The sequence below is a fragment of the Flavobacterium sp. FlaQc-47 genome, assembly GCF_044006475.1.
In the GTDB taxonomy this organism is placed as follows: domain Bacteria; phylum Bacteroidota; class Bacteroidia; order Flavobacteriales; family Flavobacteriaceae; genus Flavobacterium.
In genome coordinates this window covers 242,764-259,233 of the sequence record NZ_JBIPCQ010000008.1, presented here as the reverse complement: position 1 = coordinate 259,233, position 16,470 = coordinate 242,764, and the positions used below count along the sequence as shown (strand labels likewise).

The following is a 16,470-nucleotide window of genomic DNA, read 5'->3' as shown; positions in this document are numbered from 1 at the left end:
TGCATACGCGTTACGCACCCGTGCGCCGGTCTCTCTACCCGAAGATAAATACCCCTCGACTTGCATGTGTTAAGCCTGCCGCTAGCGTTCATCCTGAGCCAGGATCAAACTCTTCATCGTATATTGTTTGCTCGATTGCTCAAGCTATTGTTATTCGAATCAGTCTCTATCGGTTCTTTTAAATCTCTCGATTATCTTACTCTTTATTCTTTTGTTTTAACATCTCTGTTAAAACGGCTGTCAATTCAATATGTCTACGAACGTGTTTCAATTTTTGTTTCGCTTGTTTCTCAAAGCGGATGCAAAAGTAGTGAGTTTATTAGAATCTACAAGACTTCTTATCGATTTTTTACAATGTTTTTTAGCATTTTTTCTTAACTTTCTGATATCCTTAAATTTAGAGATTGAAATTTTAAAATTTATTGAAAGTATTTTCTTGTATTATTGTTTTTTAAACAAAAATATCTTTAAAAAAATACTTTATTTATGAAATATTCAACCAGATCCACATCATTATATGACTTTGCAAAATGCTATATTTAAAAAAAGTTTTATATAATGACAAGGTGTTGTATAATTTGATTTCGAGACTGTATAAAAATCCCATTGTAAATTCAGGAAAATAACATTTGGGCTCTTGTTCAACAGAAAATACTAATTGGTTACTTTCAGATATTTGTACATTTGCTATTGCTGGCATTTATACAGGCAGTTCAATGGTAAATTTTGTCCCTTTTCCAACAATTGAACTAACATCAATTGAACCATTGTGAAGGCTTACGATTTGTTTAACGACAGACAATCCAATGCCATAACCATTTTCATAATTTTTGTTTTTTCCTCTATAAAACAAATTATACACCTGCTCCAGGTCTGCTGCAGGTATACCAATTCCATTGTCAGAGAAAGTTATGATAATGTTTTTGGCAGAAGCATTTATATCTACATGGCAGGAATGATCTTCAGAATATTTGCATGCATTTTCCATAATATTCGAAAACGCTGACTGGAGCAGGTAGGGGTTTCCAAAATAATTATAGAAATTTCCATCCGTATCATCTAATTCTGCATAGCTTATACCTATCTTATATTTTACATCTTTCTTATTCAGCAGATTTAACTTGGCATCGACCAAAACCTCATCTATTCGAATATTTGACATTGCTATTTGTGAAATATCATAATTGGCGCGGGCAAAGTCAAGTAGTGCATTAGAAAGCTGTGAAACATGATTGGCTTCTTCCAATGCATTGTCTAAGGAAACTTTATAATCGTCAATCGTACGATTGAGTTCTTTTCCGAGTTCAATTTCTGCAATTAAAATAGAAAGAGGCGTGCGGAATTCATGTGAAATTGTAGTAACAAAATTTCGATGGTTATTAAACGATTTTTCTAAACGATTAAAGGTTTCATTAAAAGTCTGCGTAAGCTCGTAAAGTTCATCTTTTGCTTTTGGAACTACGATTCGCTTATTAAGATTATGCTCAGATATATCTCTGATTTGAAAGATAATATCTTTTAAAGGCTGTAACGTGTAATACGAAAATCCGAAACCAATTATAAAAACCAATACAATAGAAATAAAATATACATAAAGTACATTTTCCTTAAAAGCATTAATATGATTCATACCGGTTACATCTATTGCCCTTCCTACAATGTAATATTCTTTGTTATTATCTGTGTATAAAATGCCACGATACTGGTATTTATCATCTTCCCAATTTACTGATTTATGCTTTTTTACAGACTTCAATATTTTTTTTTCGCCAAGCGGAGGCATATTGTCTGAAAAATAAAGATTAAAGTCGCTGTCGTACACACTTATATCTGCTTCGTTTAGTACTTTTTTGTTTTTAGTATGAAGAAATTTTATCAGATTTTTATTAATCTGAGCATCAAATATAAACTCGGCGCGCCAGATTATTTTATAATCCAAACGATCAAAAAATTCCTCTTTCCTGTTTTGTTCCGAAACAAAATAGACGCTGTATGCAAAAACAAAAAGAATAAAAGCAGTTAAAATAGCGTAAGCAAGAGCAGTTCGGGTTACTAATTTCATATTTTACTGCTTAAAATAAATCCCATTCCTACTTTTGTATGAATCAGTTTTTGATCAAAACCTTTGTCAATTTTTTTGCGCAGATACGCTATATAAACATCAATATAATTGGTTCCGGTATCAAAATTATTTCCCCAGACATTATCCGCTATTTCGTCCCGCGTAAGAAGTCGTTCCGGATTCTGCATCATAAAATGAAGCAGATTAAATTCTTTCGGAGTAAGATTAATGGTTACGCCTTGTCTGTAAATAACTTTGGTACGTTTGTCCAGCACCACATCATTATAGGTAATCTGAGAGCTCTCTTCAGAAATATGAACGCTATCGATTTTACGCTGTAACAAAGCTTTTACCCTTGCATAAAGTTCACGTATTTCAAAGGGTTTTACAAGATAATCATCCGCGCCGGCATCAAAACCTTCAATTTTTTCATCGATAGTTCCCAGTGCTGTCAGCATAATAATGGGGATTTTTTTTCCGGAATGACGGATTTTTTTACAGAAGGTAATTCCGTCCATTCCCGTCAGCATGATATCTGTAATAATCAAATTGAAATCTATTTTTTCCAGAAGTATCAATCCTTCTTCTGCTTCTTCTGCAATATAAACCTGATACTCCTGACTTTCTAATCCGCGTTTCAGTAATGCAGAAACCCGGCTGTTATCTTCCACTATTAAGATCTTCATTCTACCTGTCCCTTTTAAATCTGGCTCAAAATTACGACAATATTTTCTTTTTCAGAAGGATGCTTATCTGTCGCTTATTTAGAAGACTAACAAAAAAGTACTGAATTTCAATTATTTAAACTAAAAACAACCCTTTCTCTAATAACATTCTAAAGCCTTTCTAATACTTTTCTAATAACCCAAAGAACATGCTGAATCTACCTTTGTACTGTCAAAAACAAAGTAGTGATCACTACAAACAAAATGTAAATTTTAACGATAAATGAAAACAGGTTATTTAAAAATTGGGATATGTTTTTCTCTTCTAACAGGCTTGCTCAACACGGTAAGTGCCCAAAAAAAGAACGATTTTGGAAATCCAACACTAACACATTATTTAAACGATGAAAAAACACGCTCGATCTCTTTTAGTGGTTATACCGAAATATGGGCGCGTTATTTAGAACTAAATCCGGGAAGTTTGGTAAATGGTGAACAAGTCAATAGTATATCCGATTTATCATTGCGAAGAGTCAGGGTAAAAATGGCATATCAGCCTACTGAAAATTTCACTTTTGTATTGCAAGGTGGCTTGACTAATGTAAATGTAGCTTCGAAAACTACTCCAGCATTTGAACTTTTGGATGCTTACGCAGAATATAAATTTAATGATATAATTGCTGCTGGTGCAGGGCGATCTACCTGGAGAGGTTTATCGAGATTTACTACAGGTCCATTGAACACTTTATTATACGATTTACCATCTTATGCTACCGGAAATGCAGGAATCTCTGATGAAACAGTAAGGCAATTAAGCATTTATGCAAAAGGTCAAATTGGTAAGTTCGATTACCGTTTGGTTATTGCAGATCCGTATACGAATGTAAGTGCAGACCCGCAATATAACTTGGCAACGTTTAGTAAAACACATCCTAACAAAGATTATTCAGGATACTTTAAATACGAATTCTTTGAATCAGAAAACAATTCTTCACCCTTTCATTCCGGAACGTACAGCGGTAAAAAGAAAGTGCTTGCTTTAGGAGCAGGATTTGAATATATGCACAATGCACTGTGGCATCTGGACGAAGCAAAAACTACTATCAATGATGATGAGAAAAGCTTTGCCGTTGACCTTTTCTATGATACGCCGATAAACAAAGAACGAGGTACATCGTTTAGTGCTTATGCCATGGCGATGAACAATAATTACGGTCCTAACTATGTGCGTTATTCTGGTGTGAGTAATCCTGCAAGCGGTGTAAATTCAGCCGATAGCAGTTTGAACGGTGCTGGTAATAATTCGCCTGTTATTGGAACCGGTAATACGTATTATCTACAAATTGGCGGTACACTCCCCTACTTCAACAAAGACAAGAACAATCTGCAATTACAGCCTGCTGCGAGTGTAATGTTATCTGATCTTGACGGACTTCATGACAAAGCTTTGACTTATGATGCCGGTGTATCATTACTAATGAACGGCATGTCTTCAAGACTTACCGTTGACGCTCAAAACCGACCTGTTTATGTCTTAAATAATTCCGGTCAAGCCGATATATCAGACAGAAAATGGCAGTTTGTATTGAAATACAGAATCGACTTTAATTAAAAAAAACAATATTATGAAAAGAAGAAATTTTATTATGGCATCAGCGAGCGCGGGAGCACTTGCTCTTACAGGAGAAAACGTATTGGCAAACAGTATAGAGGAAACCGAAAAACAGTCTAAACCCGTTTATTTTCATTACCTCTTATTTTGGCTTAAACCAGAATTGACAGAAGCTCAGGTAGAAGAATTTAAAAACTTTTTTGAAGGACTTAAAAAACTGCCTTACGTAAAAAATGTACGTTACGGTGGACCGGCAAACTCAACGCCAAGACCTGTTATGGACAATTCTTTTAGCTACAACGCTTCTATGGAATTTGATTCTCTGGAAGATTTAGAAACCTACGGAAAGCTTGACGGACATCTAGCTTTGGTCGCAAAATACAAACCATTTTTTAATAAAATGATGGTTCACGATTCAGTTTATAATCAATAAAAAAATAATTATTATCTTTAAAATTACTATCAAAATGAAAAATCTAATAAAAGGTTTCATCCTAATTTTGGCTCTTATGTCAGTTAACAGCAATAATGCACAAGAAAATAAAAAACTTAAAGTAAAATCCATGGAAGAAGCTTCTGATATTCCAGCTTACCGACTTTACAATAATCCCGATGGAACCTGTTCGTTTGAAAAAGGTTCTATACCATCGTTAAAGCACATGAATACGGCTTCATTCTGGTATAGCAATAAAACCGAAGATTGGGAAAAAAATGCACACCCGGCGCCAAGAAAACAATTTGTAATAACGGTTAAAGGTAAAATCAAATTTAAGGTGTCAGACGGCAGTACTTTTATCATAGAACCTGGAGTAGTTTTAGTGGCAGAGGATCTTAAAGGCAAAGGTCACAGCTGGGATAAAGTAGATAATGACGTTTGGGAACGTTTATATATTCCTATCACTGAAAATTCAGATGATCTTTTTGAGCCTGAATCAAAAGACTAAAGTTTTTTTTAATTCTATTTATATATAAAAAATGTGCCTGATAATCAAGCACATTTTTTATATTTGAGATTGTTCCAATGTGAAACTTGATTCAAAAATTTTTAGACTATTTTCTAAAACCTAATTCTTTTTTATCTTCAGGAACCGGAGCATTTTCAGCTATAAGTTTTTCACTTTTAAGCTCTTCCCAAAATGCTTTAGGAATTGCAGCTTTAAAAGATGCAGCGTTGGCAGTTACCTGCTCACGATTCCACGCACCAGGAATAACTCCTGAAACCACTTTTGGAGCGGCCGAAAACTGAAGCGCTGCTGTACGAATATCAACGCCATGTTTTTTAGTTACAGCAAGTAATTTAGATCTTTTTTCAATTACACCCTCCGGAAAAGTCCCCGAATAGTCGTATCGTTCTACGCCTGCTAAAAATCCTGCATTTAAAGGCGCACCAACTACTATAGAAATGTCTCTTTTTTCACAGACTGGAAATAACTTGTTCAATGCGTCTTCATGCTTGATAAGCGAGTATTGTGTTGCAGAAAGAAAAATATCAGGATCTGCCTGTTCGATTGCTTTTAAGGCTGGCTCAAGAGTATTTACACCAAAACCCCACGCTTTTATAATTCCTTCTTCACGCATTTTTGTCAGTTCCGGAATTGCGCCTTTCATTGCTTCATCAAAATATTTGAGCCAGTTTTCTTTCATGTCCTGATTATCTGGCGACAAATCGTGTATGTAAACTATATCCAAATAAGGCACTCCCAAGCGCTGTAAGCTGTCTTCGATACTTTTTCTGGTTCCAGCTGCGGAATAATCATAACGGTAGGAAAAATCAAGTTTTCCTTTCCATAATCCTTTTTCAAGTTTAAAATCTTTGTCGGGATTGAGCAAACGTCCCACTTTTGTAGAAAGGGTATATTCTTCGCGTTTCTTGTTTCTAAGGAAATGTCCAAAACGGCGCTCACTTAATCCCAATCCATACCACGGTGAAGTATCGAAATAGCGTATACCGCTGTCCCATGCTGCTTCAAGTGCTGCGGTTACACTACTATCTGGATTCTCATGAAATCCGTTTCCTGCTGCTACACCGCCTAATCCTGAAACACTTATAGGGCGGTAACGTTTGTATTTATTATCATTTTCTTTCATAACAGTTCTATTTAAAAAATTTCCGAATAAAGGTAAAAACACACAAAAGCTGCAGCAATTACCGCCAATGTTAACTGAGATACAAATTTCCGTCTATCCCTTTTTTAAATAGTATAAGATTACAATTCATAATTACATTATTTACAGCTTTAACGTAAGAATTTATAGGTTATAACCCTGTTTTTATTACAAAGTATTTAGTGAAAGTGGCATTTAAAGTTCATCATTACCAAAATTAGTTTCTGCAAATTTGTCAAATTTCGAAAATTAAAACACCACAAAAAAAGTAATGAAGTAAGAATTACCAACTTAAAATTCTGAAATAAATAAAAAATGCGCACTTTACATTTTTCTTTCCACCTCAAAGAATCCTGGAAATGTATTTAAAGAATATGACTGTAATACAGGGTATTTTTTTAAAAAAAAGAAGAGGATTTTTCAACCTATAAAATTATGATTCAAAATAGTCGAATACTGGCGCAACAGTCCAACCCGTTTGACTGCTGTTTAAGTCTTAATTTGTGACCACTTTGAGAGTGGAAAAGATGCTGAAATTGCTTTCCCAAATTCAACATCTAACTTCCGATACAAATTCAAACAAGTTTAATAAACAACTTATAATAAGTCAACTATGTTATATTTTTACTGTTTTTTCAGGATAGATCAGGCATAAAAATATGAAAGCTGGTTCCTTTTTCGGGTTCTGATTCTGCGTATATTACCCCCTGATGATTCATCACAATTCGTCTGCATAAGGCAAGACCTATCCCTGATCCTGGAAAAATATTTTGTCCGTGCAAGCGTTTAAAGATTTCAAAAATCTGGTTTTCATAATCTTTATTAAATCCAATGCCATTATCACTAAAGATAATATGATGGTAGTTGTCAGCACTTAATTGTGCTTTGGTAAAATTAGCTACGTATAGAGCTGGCACATAATTAGCACTTACCGTGATCAAAGGAGCAATTTCTGGTTTTGTAAATTTGAGCGCATTGCTCATCAAATTATAAAACAGCTGATTCATCTGGAGTCCTACAGCTTGAATAACCGGTAGATTTTCAGTAACAATAATGGCATTTTTTTCCTCTATGGCGAGTTCAAAGTCTGTCCAAATTTTATCGATCAGTATGGCAGTATCAACTGGCTGAAAATTCTTCTCAGGTTCCAAAAGACGAGAAAAAGTAAGCAGATCTGTAATAAGCTGACTCATACGAGTAGCCGAATGTACAATTTTGCCAATGATATTCTCCTGACTCATAGTAGATTTTCCGTCTTTAAGCATATCGGCAAAAAAGCGGATTTTTCGCAGTGGTTCCTGCAGGTCATGGCTTGCAACATAAGCAAACTGCGCCAGTTCTTCATTTGAATGTGTCAGGGCATTATTGGACTGTTCCAACTCACTGTTCGAAGCCTGCAAATCTTTTAATACACTGTCCAGTTCTTTTGTTCTGAGCTGTACCTCATTCTCTAATGTTAATTGCAACTCACGCTGAATTGTTATGTCTTTTGACGTGCCGTTTATCACTACGGGTTTTCCTTCCTTATTAAAATAAGTCTGTCCAATCGAATGTATGATCTGTGTATTGCCTGTAAGGGGATTGGTAATTCGGTATTCAGCTTCGTATTTACCTTCCGAACCAATTTGCTGTGCTCCGTAGAAAGCTTCTAAAACCCTATCGATATCTGCATCCTGAATTACCGAAAGAGCTTCTTTTGCTTTTATAGTAATACCGGTGAACCCAAACATTTCGGCATGTCGTTCAGATAAAGTACTAATGCCCGCAGCTATATCCATAGACCAAGTACCGAGTTCTGCCAGCTCAACGGCATTGCGAAGTGCCTGTTCGGCTTGTTCGATCTTTTTTATTGATTCGAGTAAAGAAATTTCTCCCTGTTTACTCTGTGTTATATCGGTAGCAAGAACAATTATTCCAATAACCTTTCCTTCGCTGTTTTTATGTGGCGTATAGACAATGCTGAGCCACCTATCGGTACCCATTCTCGAAGGAGAAAACATTTCATATTTTTCCTGCTGTCCGCCATATGCAACCTCAAGGTGAGGGCGTGTTTTCTCGTATGCAGCTTCTCCCAGAAATTCACGAACTGTTTTCCCAATGGCTTCATCTTTTTCAACCATAAACCATTGTTCAAATACCTTATTGCATGAAAGATAACGTTGATTGTCGTCAAGATAAAAAATCATGGCTGGTACAGTATCTCTTAAAAGCTGTAAATGTGCTTCGCTTTCTTCCATCGCCTGCTGTGCATGAACCTGAGTTGTAACATCAATGGCAATATCCAAAATAGCATATATTTCACCTGCAGTATCTCGTAGCGGTGTATACGAAATATTATAATAATTGTCATTCAGTATACCATTCTGCACAATTTTCACGAGAGAGGCAGGTGATATAAAAGGTATTCCTGTTGTAAAAATATCATCTAATATTTTTAGATATTCCTGGCCTTCTGTTATAAGTTCCGGCATTGCTTCACGCAATGGCAGACCTTTAATATCAGGCCCTTTTCCAACAATATCGATAAAGGTCTGATTTGGGTATTCTATAATAAGGTCACGTCCTACAAATAAGCCAATACCTGCTGGTGCAGCAGCTATAAGAGCCTGCAGCTTACTTTCACTTTGTTCCACTTCCCTGCGGCTCAGAACTTGGCGGGTTACATCTGTAGCTACAACCAGTAAGCCACTTACATGGCCGCTAGAATTGCGATTAATCTGATAGGTAAGATCGACGTAAATATTTTCAAGTGAACCGTTTCTAAGCAATTCTACTTCTACTTCTTTAGCTACAAAAGGATCACCAGTAGTGGCTACTTTTCTCAATAATTCATCAAAACCCTGACCTTTAAGTTCCGGGAGTGCTTCAAGCAAAGGTTTTCCAACTATCTGCTCAGGAGAACGACCCACAAGTTCACCATAAAAATTATTGGCACTTTCAAATCTAAGTTCATCTCCCGTACTTATGGTTGCAATGGCCACCGGAGATTGCTCAAACATTGCTAATAGTTCCTTTTGGCTTTCTGCATTTTTTTGTTGTGACAGAACGGTATCAGTGACCTCAGAACACATATGCAAAATAGCATAAACTGCTGATCCTTCGTTAAATAATGGAGTCAATGAATAATCAAAATAGCGCTCTGGGTCTGCAGTGCTCCTACGCATTGCAACCGCAGTAGCTTTAAATTCCAAACCCGTATTATATACCTGTTCAAGATGAGGCAAAATATCCTCTCCTCTTAACAGTGAAATTTCATTGGTTAATTTTTGCCCAATTACAGAAGTGTCTTTCTCCCAATAAGCAAGCATAACATCATTAGCAAGTTCTATATAAAATTCCGGACCACGGAAAAGTGCTGTAGCAACAGGCGCTTTTGAAATCAGAGCACGAAAGCGCGCTTCACTGGCGAACAATTGTTCTTCTTTTTCCTTTTCATCCGTAATATCAATAGCAATAGCGGTCATGTATTTTTTACCTAATGTATCTACTACTACAGATACACTATTGTTTACCCATATTTCTGTACCATCTTTGCGAACGTAGCGTTTGGTAATCAGGAAATCAATGCCATTATCGATACAATCTTTCAATAGTGTCATATTACGCTCCATGTCATCAGGATGTGTCAATTCTCCCAGTGTCATGCTCAATATTTCTTCACGGGAGTAACCAAGCATCTGGCAATAGCGATCGTTAACATCTAAAACCTGTCCCGATATGGTTGCATGAGCAATTCCTACATTTGACTGCATTAAAACATTATGAACCTGAGATCTCACGCTATTTGATTTTAGCGCATCAGGAAGAACTGCAGAATTTTCAATACATGTAGCAAAAACTCCAATATTCTTACCATTTAATTCAATAATAGAGCTATATCCAATAGTCAGATAAATTGGCTGAACTTGTTTATTGCGAACTACTTTTGCTATAATATTATCTTCTGCTTTTGAAACGTCAGTGCCCATTATTTTTAATATGGTAGCAGACACAACATTCCAATCGTCATCTAACACATTTTGTATTGATTTTCCTAAGGCTTCAGGATGTTTTCCAGTGGTTTCAAGCAGTGGTTTAAAAGAATCGTTATAAAAAAATAATTTTTCTGAGCCCCAAATCAAAAACATGGGAATACTGGAACCAAACATAATTTCCAGTGCAGTATGTAGCTTTTCTGACCAAACATCAAAGGAACCAAGAGAAGTATTTGACCAATTATATTGTCTTGTGAGAGTAACCATTTCACCCTCATTTCTAAAAAATGGATATTCAAATCCCCTATCGCCTGCTTGCACTAATTTAATTATTTGATTAAAAATTTTGAAGTTTGAAAGATACGTTATTTTTTATTTACCACCAATTAGCCAATTGTTACAACTCATTACCTTATAAACGATTTAAAAGAATTTACACCATATTATCTTTTCCAATATTTTAAAAACAGATCATATAGTTGTTTTGCGTCAATATCTATTTCTGAAGCAGAGTACATTAAATTCAGTTGCGAATTTTGTTCGTCGTAAGCCATTTTCCACATTAATTTTGAAAGACGCCCCACATATTTATCAGTATTACCAACGGTAGTAATCACTAAAGTATCACCTCCTGTTTTCTGTAATTGGATATCAGTTACATCTGACCATTCTACTCTGCCAAAAGCTTTTGATAAAGGGGTTGTTTTTCCATAAAAACCAGTTGAGTCAAATTGAATCAATGGGGATTTATCCCGTACTCCTTCTATACATTTAAACATAAGAAAAACCATAATTAAAAGAGCAGCACCTGAAAAAATGGCTACCTTGGTTTTTACTATAGCATCAAAAATCCCAATACCATATAACAATACTATAATTAATATAAGGGTGACAGAACTGGCATATAAAAGTAAATTTCTCGTTTTTTTAGCGTTACGGTATAATTTTGTTTCTTCATTCATGGATTGTAGTAAAAAATTTATTTGTTATTAAAATTAATAATGAAGATACAATTTACGTCAAAAATTTCAGAAATAGAAATTAAGCTGGTTTTGCTGCAACTTTTCATTTTAAAAAATGTGAACTATCATTAATTTCACTGATCTTACAGGCTACGAGCATAGATCATCTGAAATAAAAAATCGGAACATGATTACTCTTGTCCCGATTAAATTACAATATCAATGTATTTTGTTTTTAGGGATTACCAAAAAAATCAATGAGTACCTAATAAACTATGCTATAGTATATTTTTTTTCTGTAATAGTAGTGGTAGTTTCAGTGGTCACATTCTCTACAAATCGCCATTCTGCTTCAGAACCAGATGGTGTGAATTTAAGATATGTATATCCTCGTTTATGCAAATTTGCATATTCTAAATCATCTATAAGTACTGTAAATGCTTGTGCCAGTTCCATCGCTTTTGCAGGGTCTGAGCTAATTCCAAGATAAGCTTCCAATCCTGGTGATGAAACAGAACTGCATGCTATTTCAGTACCTATAAATTTACCCTGCATGTCGGTAAGTTTACCCATCCATGCATTATGAGTATCTCCGGCTAAAACCACGACATTTTTTCCGGAAAGCATTGCATACAATTGTTCCCTTTCTGCAAAATAACCATCCCACGCATCCAGATTATAAGGTAAAGTTGTCGTAACTCTCGCAATTTCCTGAGCAGTTAAGGACGGGTCATTTTGTTTATGTCTCATTTTAAGAACAACAAGTGCAGAGATTGCACCAATAAGAGCCTGCATGGTCGCTGGCTGTGCACTTCCAAAATGATCCACTTCTGCTAAAACCTGATTCAAAAGCAACAGCAACTCTGCAGGAATCAGCATTTTTGTCATCAGGATCTGCTGTCCTAATACTTTCCATTTAGCAGTATCTGCATTGATCTGTGATCCCAGCCAAGTCATTTGCTCGGTTCCAATTAATTTTCTGCTGGTGCTTAACAGATCAGTTCTGAATTTTGTCTGGTCAAAATTTCCGCCATTATCAATATAATCAGCATAACTCATCTGCTTATCTCTTGCTATAACTCTGGTATCCATCATATAAAGTGAAAGAATATTACCAAAATTAAAACTTCTGTAAATTCTAAGATCTTTTCCTGTTTTAAGCGGAATATATTCGCTGTAGGCCTGAAAAGCCGCCATTTTTCTCATCTGAAAATCTCCTTCGGACGGCTGATGGTTTTCAGCACCGGATTTATAGGTGTCGTTGGCAAACTCATGGTCATCCCAAACACATATAAAAGGTTTTTTCTGATGAAGAAGCTGAAGATTTTTATCTCCTCTATATTGTCTGTATCGTTCTCTGTAATCGCTAAGGCTTGTAATCTCCCTGGCTGGTTTATGTTCTCTGCCCAGCGCGTTGGTAAAAGGATTTGTTCCATACTGTCCCGGCGCATATTCGTAAATATAATCTCCAAGATGAACTACTACATCAACATCTGAAGAAGCAATCGCTCCATACACATTAAAAAGTCCTGCCGGAAAATTAGAACAGGATACAACAGCCATTTTCACATCATTTACAATATCTGTTTTAGACGGCAGAGTTCGTGTTTCTCCGGTAACAGTTACTTGTTTGGTTTTGGCATTATAAAATCTATAATAATATTTTGTATTGGAAGGAATGTTCTGAACATCTACCGCTATTGTAAAATCATTTGTGGAAGATGCTCCGGCCTGCCCTTTTCTTGTTACTTCAGAAAATGTGGCATCCTTACTTAACTCCCAGGTAATTTCAGCATCTGAACCTGTAGAATATCTTGTCCAGATAATCACTCCTGTTTCAGTGGGGTCAAAACTGGCTACTCCTGTCTCAAACCCTTCATTTTTCATTCCATCCGGTGCACCGCTGTTATCCGGTTTGTCATCGTCACTACAGCTTTCAATAAGTGGGGCGATGAAAACTCCTCCTGCAACCAATAAAGAATTTCTAAGAAACCTTCTTCTGCTTAAATCATTGTTATTTTCCATAAAAAAATTTTTATATCAAAAAAACAATTTAATCTTACAACTCAGGTTATGGCATTTTTAATATTAGCGTACCTTAATATTAACAATCCATTTACTATAATAAGTTATAAAGATTCGATCCCTAACTATCGAGTACTTTTGTTCTCGTTTATTATTTATTAAAATTTCAAAGCCAATATTAATTGTAAACTATTTGCAACAATGTAAAATCTATCCCTAATGGATTTCGAGAAATTTTACAGATTAATGGAAACTCAGGATTTTTGATAATCCACATTTCGGTTGCATCAATTTTTGCGATTACATGCAATGCCTCGATTAATTTTCCGTCAATAGAAACACCATTTTTATCTTCGTTTTTATCTAAAACATAGGTTGTATTATTATAAACGAATGAACCATTTTGTACTAATTCCTGATAAGCTGATCTTGAAATCATAAAAAAAGTCTCTGTAGGTTTTAAGTTTAAAACCGGGGCGTATTCTCCCTGATTGAAGCTTAAGGCGTTTCCGTTTTTTACAGCTTCGGGAAGCATAACAATACTGCTTTTTACGCCTCTGGTTTCCAGTTTAAAAGTAAGTCCGTCACCAGCTGTTTGAGCCGTAAGCGATAAAGCTCTGGTTTGTCCGTGCAGTTTGCAGACATAACTTAGTTCAGTATTGTTTTTAATTATTGGAATGTAATTCTGCGCTGTTCCTTTTTGATAAACCGTAAAGAAGACAATCATTAAAAATATATTTTTCATATTGCTTGTCATTTTATTTAGCCGGAGGTAAAATAATACTTCCCCAAGCCGAAGGTTTTGAGTCCATTTCTAAAACTAATTCTCCTCCGTTATTAATATCCTCATGTAAAATCCATGCTTTATTGTATGGTTTTCCGTTTAAAAATGCGGCTTTTATGTACTTGTTTTTATCACTCATTTTTTTAGCCGAAATAGTAAACTTTTTACCATTTTCTAATTGCATGGTTGTTTCTTTTATCAAAGGCGTATTAATCAGATAATAAGGCTGTCCGGCATTTGGATATAATCCCATCATGTGAAATGCAAGCCAGGAAGACATTGCGCCTGAATCGTCATTGCCGGGAAGTCCTTTTTTTGAAGTATTGAAATTGTTTTTGATAATCGTTCTGATTCGGTCACTGCTCAAATACGGTTTTCCTATCCAGTGATATAAACACGGCGTTAAAAACGAAGGTTCATTGGCCACATTATACAATTCTGAATTAAAGAACGTATTCAATCGGTCTTCAAAAGCTTTTTCTCCGCCTGATTTACGAACCACTTCCGGAATATCATGCGGAATGCTAAAGGAATATTCCCAAGAATTTCCTTCGTAGAAAAACACGCACCAATGACATACATACCAAGGCGATTCGATAATTACAGGCGTATATTTAAAAGTAGGTTTCTGGATTTTTGATTCTCCAAAAACAATATCATCCAGCCATTTTCCATCTTTGCCTTTTGGCATAATAAAACCTTTCGCTCCCTTGTTTTCATAATCAGAACGCCATAAATTCTGCCAGCTGTCTGCTTGTTTGATGTATTGATCGTACAAATCTGTTCTGCCTAAACCTTTGGCTAGAATGGCAATATTATAATCGTTGTATGCATAATCGATTGTTCTGTTTCCTGCGCGGTCTGTGCCGTAGGGAACGTAGCCTAATTGGAGATAATCTAAAAGTCCGCCTCTTCCTTCTTTTTCTTCATTTCCTCCCGGCGGCACAGTTGCATCTTTGAGCATTGCCTGCAAAGCGAGTTCGTAATCGATTCCTTTTAAGTTTTTTACAAATGCATCGGCCAGAACAACCTCAGCATTTGAGCCGCCTTGTGTTCGTCCGTTGTCGTTTCCGCTTCTTCCTTCAGGTAAAAAGCCTTCGCGTTTGTAAATATTGAGCATCGCATTGATTATTTCGACTTTACGTTTAGAATCGATCAGTGTAATTAAAGGGCTAGAAGTTCTAAAAGTGTCCCAAATCGTATAAAAATCATCATAATATGGTTCGTCATTTGTCCATAACGGATTTTCTCCTGTTCTGTCAACCGGCATGATCATCGTGTGATATAAACCGGTGTAGAACATTTTTTTATATTCGACTGATGTATCTTCAGATAATTTAATTCGGCTTAATAAATTTTCCCATCTATTTTCTAAAGTGGATAAAACGGTATTAAAATCCCAATGTGGAATTTCAACCTCAACATTATTTTTTGCTTTTAATTCACTTAAAAAGGAGATTCCGATTTTGACATTTAGTTCATCTTTTCCTGTGTTTCCAAAAGAAAGTAAAGCGGCTGTTTTTTTTCCGGAATCAAACTGAGCTTTTTGATTGTTATAAAATTTTCCGTCTTTAAAAGTTACATATTTTGCAATTGTCTGATCGAAAACAGCCCAGAAATAAACTGTGTAAGCGCGTCCGTTATTCCAGCCTCCTCTTATTCTGCTGTATCCTCGAACTTCAGTATCGGAAACAATTTCGATCTGCGAACCTACAAACTGCTGGGCTTCTCGGGCATCAGGAATCTTTTCTTCTCCAAGAAAAAATCCCGGATCTATTTTTAATTCTTTTGAGGTGTTTTTTGGATAAGTGATACGATAAAATGATACTTTTTCTCCTGTAGTGATTTCGGTTTTAATTTTATTTTCCTTGAAAACCGTTTCATAATAACCCAGTTTTACATTTTCTTCTGCTCTAAATGATGTGTGATCCATTTTGTCTAAAGCACCGGAAAATGGCATAATTTGAATGTTCCCGTATTTGGGTCCTCCGCCTGTTCCGCTTACATGTACCTGACTAAAACCGGTTACTTCTTTTGGCATTGGAAGCCAGCCGCTATTGGGGCTCGAAGTACAATCCGGACTTGGCTTTACCATACCGTAAGGACAGGAAGGACCAATAAAAACCCTGCCAACTCCTTCTGATCCAATCATGGGGTCTACAGAAGTATGAACCTGATACTGCGCGTTAACTGTAATTCTAAAAAGCAATATTATGCTTAAAAAAATTATTACTTTGGCTTTTCTTTCCATCTCTTTATTTCTCTGGCATTTCTTTTAAA

At 35.7% G+C, this 16,470-nt stretch carries 11 protein-coding genes and 1 rRNA gene; 3 read left to right on the top strand and 9 right to left on the bottom strand.

Annotation, left to right across the window (positions count from 1 at the left end; translation table 11 throughout):
• The 3 genes from ACHRVX_RS21815 to ACHRVX_RS21805 all read right to left on the bottom strand — a co-directional run.
• Positions 1–120 (bottom strand): 16S ribosomal RNA (locus ACHRVX_RS21815); the annotation flags it as partial.
• Between the two features lie 580 nt (positions 121–700).
• Positions 701–2,062 carry an ATP-binding protein gene (locus tag ACHRVX_RS21810; RefSeq protein ID WP_395336252.1) on the bottom strand — a complete coding sequence of 454 codons (1,362 nt, stop codon included), beginning with the start codon at positions 2,060–2,062 and terminating at the stop codon, positions 701–703.
• Positions 2,059–2,748, bottom strand: coding sequence for a response regulator transcription factor (locus tag ACHRVX_RS21805; RefSeq protein WP_395336250.1), 690 nt, complete (start codon positions 2,746–2,748; stop codon positions 2,059–2,061). Before ACHRVX_RS21805 ends, ACHRVX_RS21810 begins: the two co-directional genes overlap by 4 nt.
• Before the next feature lie 262 nt (positions 2,749–3,010).
• On the opposite strand from ACHRVX_RS21805, the gene ACHRVX_RS21800 reads away from it, so the two are divergent.
• Genes ACHRVX_RS21800 through ACHRVX_RS21790 form a run of 3 tightly spaced genes read left to right on the top strand, consistent with a single transcriptional unit; the run spans position 3,011 to position 5,283 of the window.
• Entirely contained in the window at positions 3,011–4,339 is a 1,329-nt protein-coding gene (locus ACHRVX_RS21800; protein WP_395336247.1) for a hypothetical protein, read from the top strand.
• Positions 4,340–4,352: 13 nt separating this feature from the next.
• The gene (locus ACHRVX_RS21795) at positions 4,353–4,772 is read left to right on the top strand and encodes a Dabb family protein (RefSeq protein ID WP_395336245.1); all 420 of its coding nucleotides are present in this window, start codon (positions 4,353–4,355) and stop codon (positions 4,770–4,772) included.
• 34 nt (positions 4,773–4,806) lie between these two features.
• Positions 4,807–5,283 carry a hypothetical protein gene (locus ACHRVX_RS21790; RefSeq protein WP_395336243.1) on the top strand — a complete coding sequence of 159 codons (477 nt, stop codon included), beginning with the start codon at positions 4,807–4,809 and terminating at the stop codon, positions 5,281–5,283.
• Between the two features lie 106 nt (positions 5,284–5,389).
• Here ACHRVX_RS21790 and ACHRVX_RS21785 read toward each other — a convergent pair whose 3' ends face one another.
• The 6 genes from ACHRVX_RS21785 to ACHRVX_RS21760 all read right to left on the bottom strand — a co-directional run bounded on the left by ACHRVX_RS21785 (position 5,390) and on the right by ACHRVX_RS21760 (position 16,441).
• Positions 5,390–6,427, bottom strand: coding sequence for an aldo/keto reductase (locus ACHRVX_RS21785; protein WP_395336241.1), 1,038 nt, complete (start codon positions 6,425–6,427; stop codon positions 5,390–5,392).
• Positions 6,428–7,080: 653 nt separating this feature from the next.
• A complete protein-coding gene (locus tag ACHRVX_RS21780) occupies positions 7,081–10,740 on the bottom strand; it encodes a PAS domain S-box protein (RefSeq protein WP_395336239.1) in 3,660 nt (1,219 codons plus the stop codon).
• 122 nt (positions 10,741–10,862) lie between these two features.
• On the bottom strand, positions 10,863–11,381 hold the full coding sequence (locus ACHRVX_RS21775) for an STM3941 family protein (protein ID WP_395336237.1): 519 nt from the start codon (positions 11,379–11,381) through the stop codon (positions 10,863–10,865).
• 273 nt (positions 11,382–11,654) lie between these two features.
• Complete coding sequence (locus ACHRVX_RS21770) at positions 11,655–13,406, bottom strand: alkaline phosphatase D family protein (RefSeq protein ID WP_395336234.1); 1,752 nt, start codon at positions 13,404–13,406, stop codon at positions 11,655–11,657.
• A 178-nt stretch (positions 13,407–13,584) separates the two neighbouring features.
• On the bottom strand, positions 13,585–14,151 hold the full coding sequence (locus ACHRVX_RS21765; protein WP_395336232.1) for a hypothetical protein: 567 nt from the start codon (positions 14,149–14,151) through the stop codon (positions 13,585–13,587).
• A gap of 13 nt (positions 14,152–14,164) precedes the next feature.
• Positions 14,165–16,441, bottom strand: coding sequence for a GH92 family glycosyl hydrolase (locus tag ACHRVX_RS21760; protein WP_395336230.1), 2,277 nt, complete (start codon positions 16,439–16,441; stop codon positions 14,165–14,167).
• Positions 16,442–16,470: the final 29 nt, after the last annotated feature.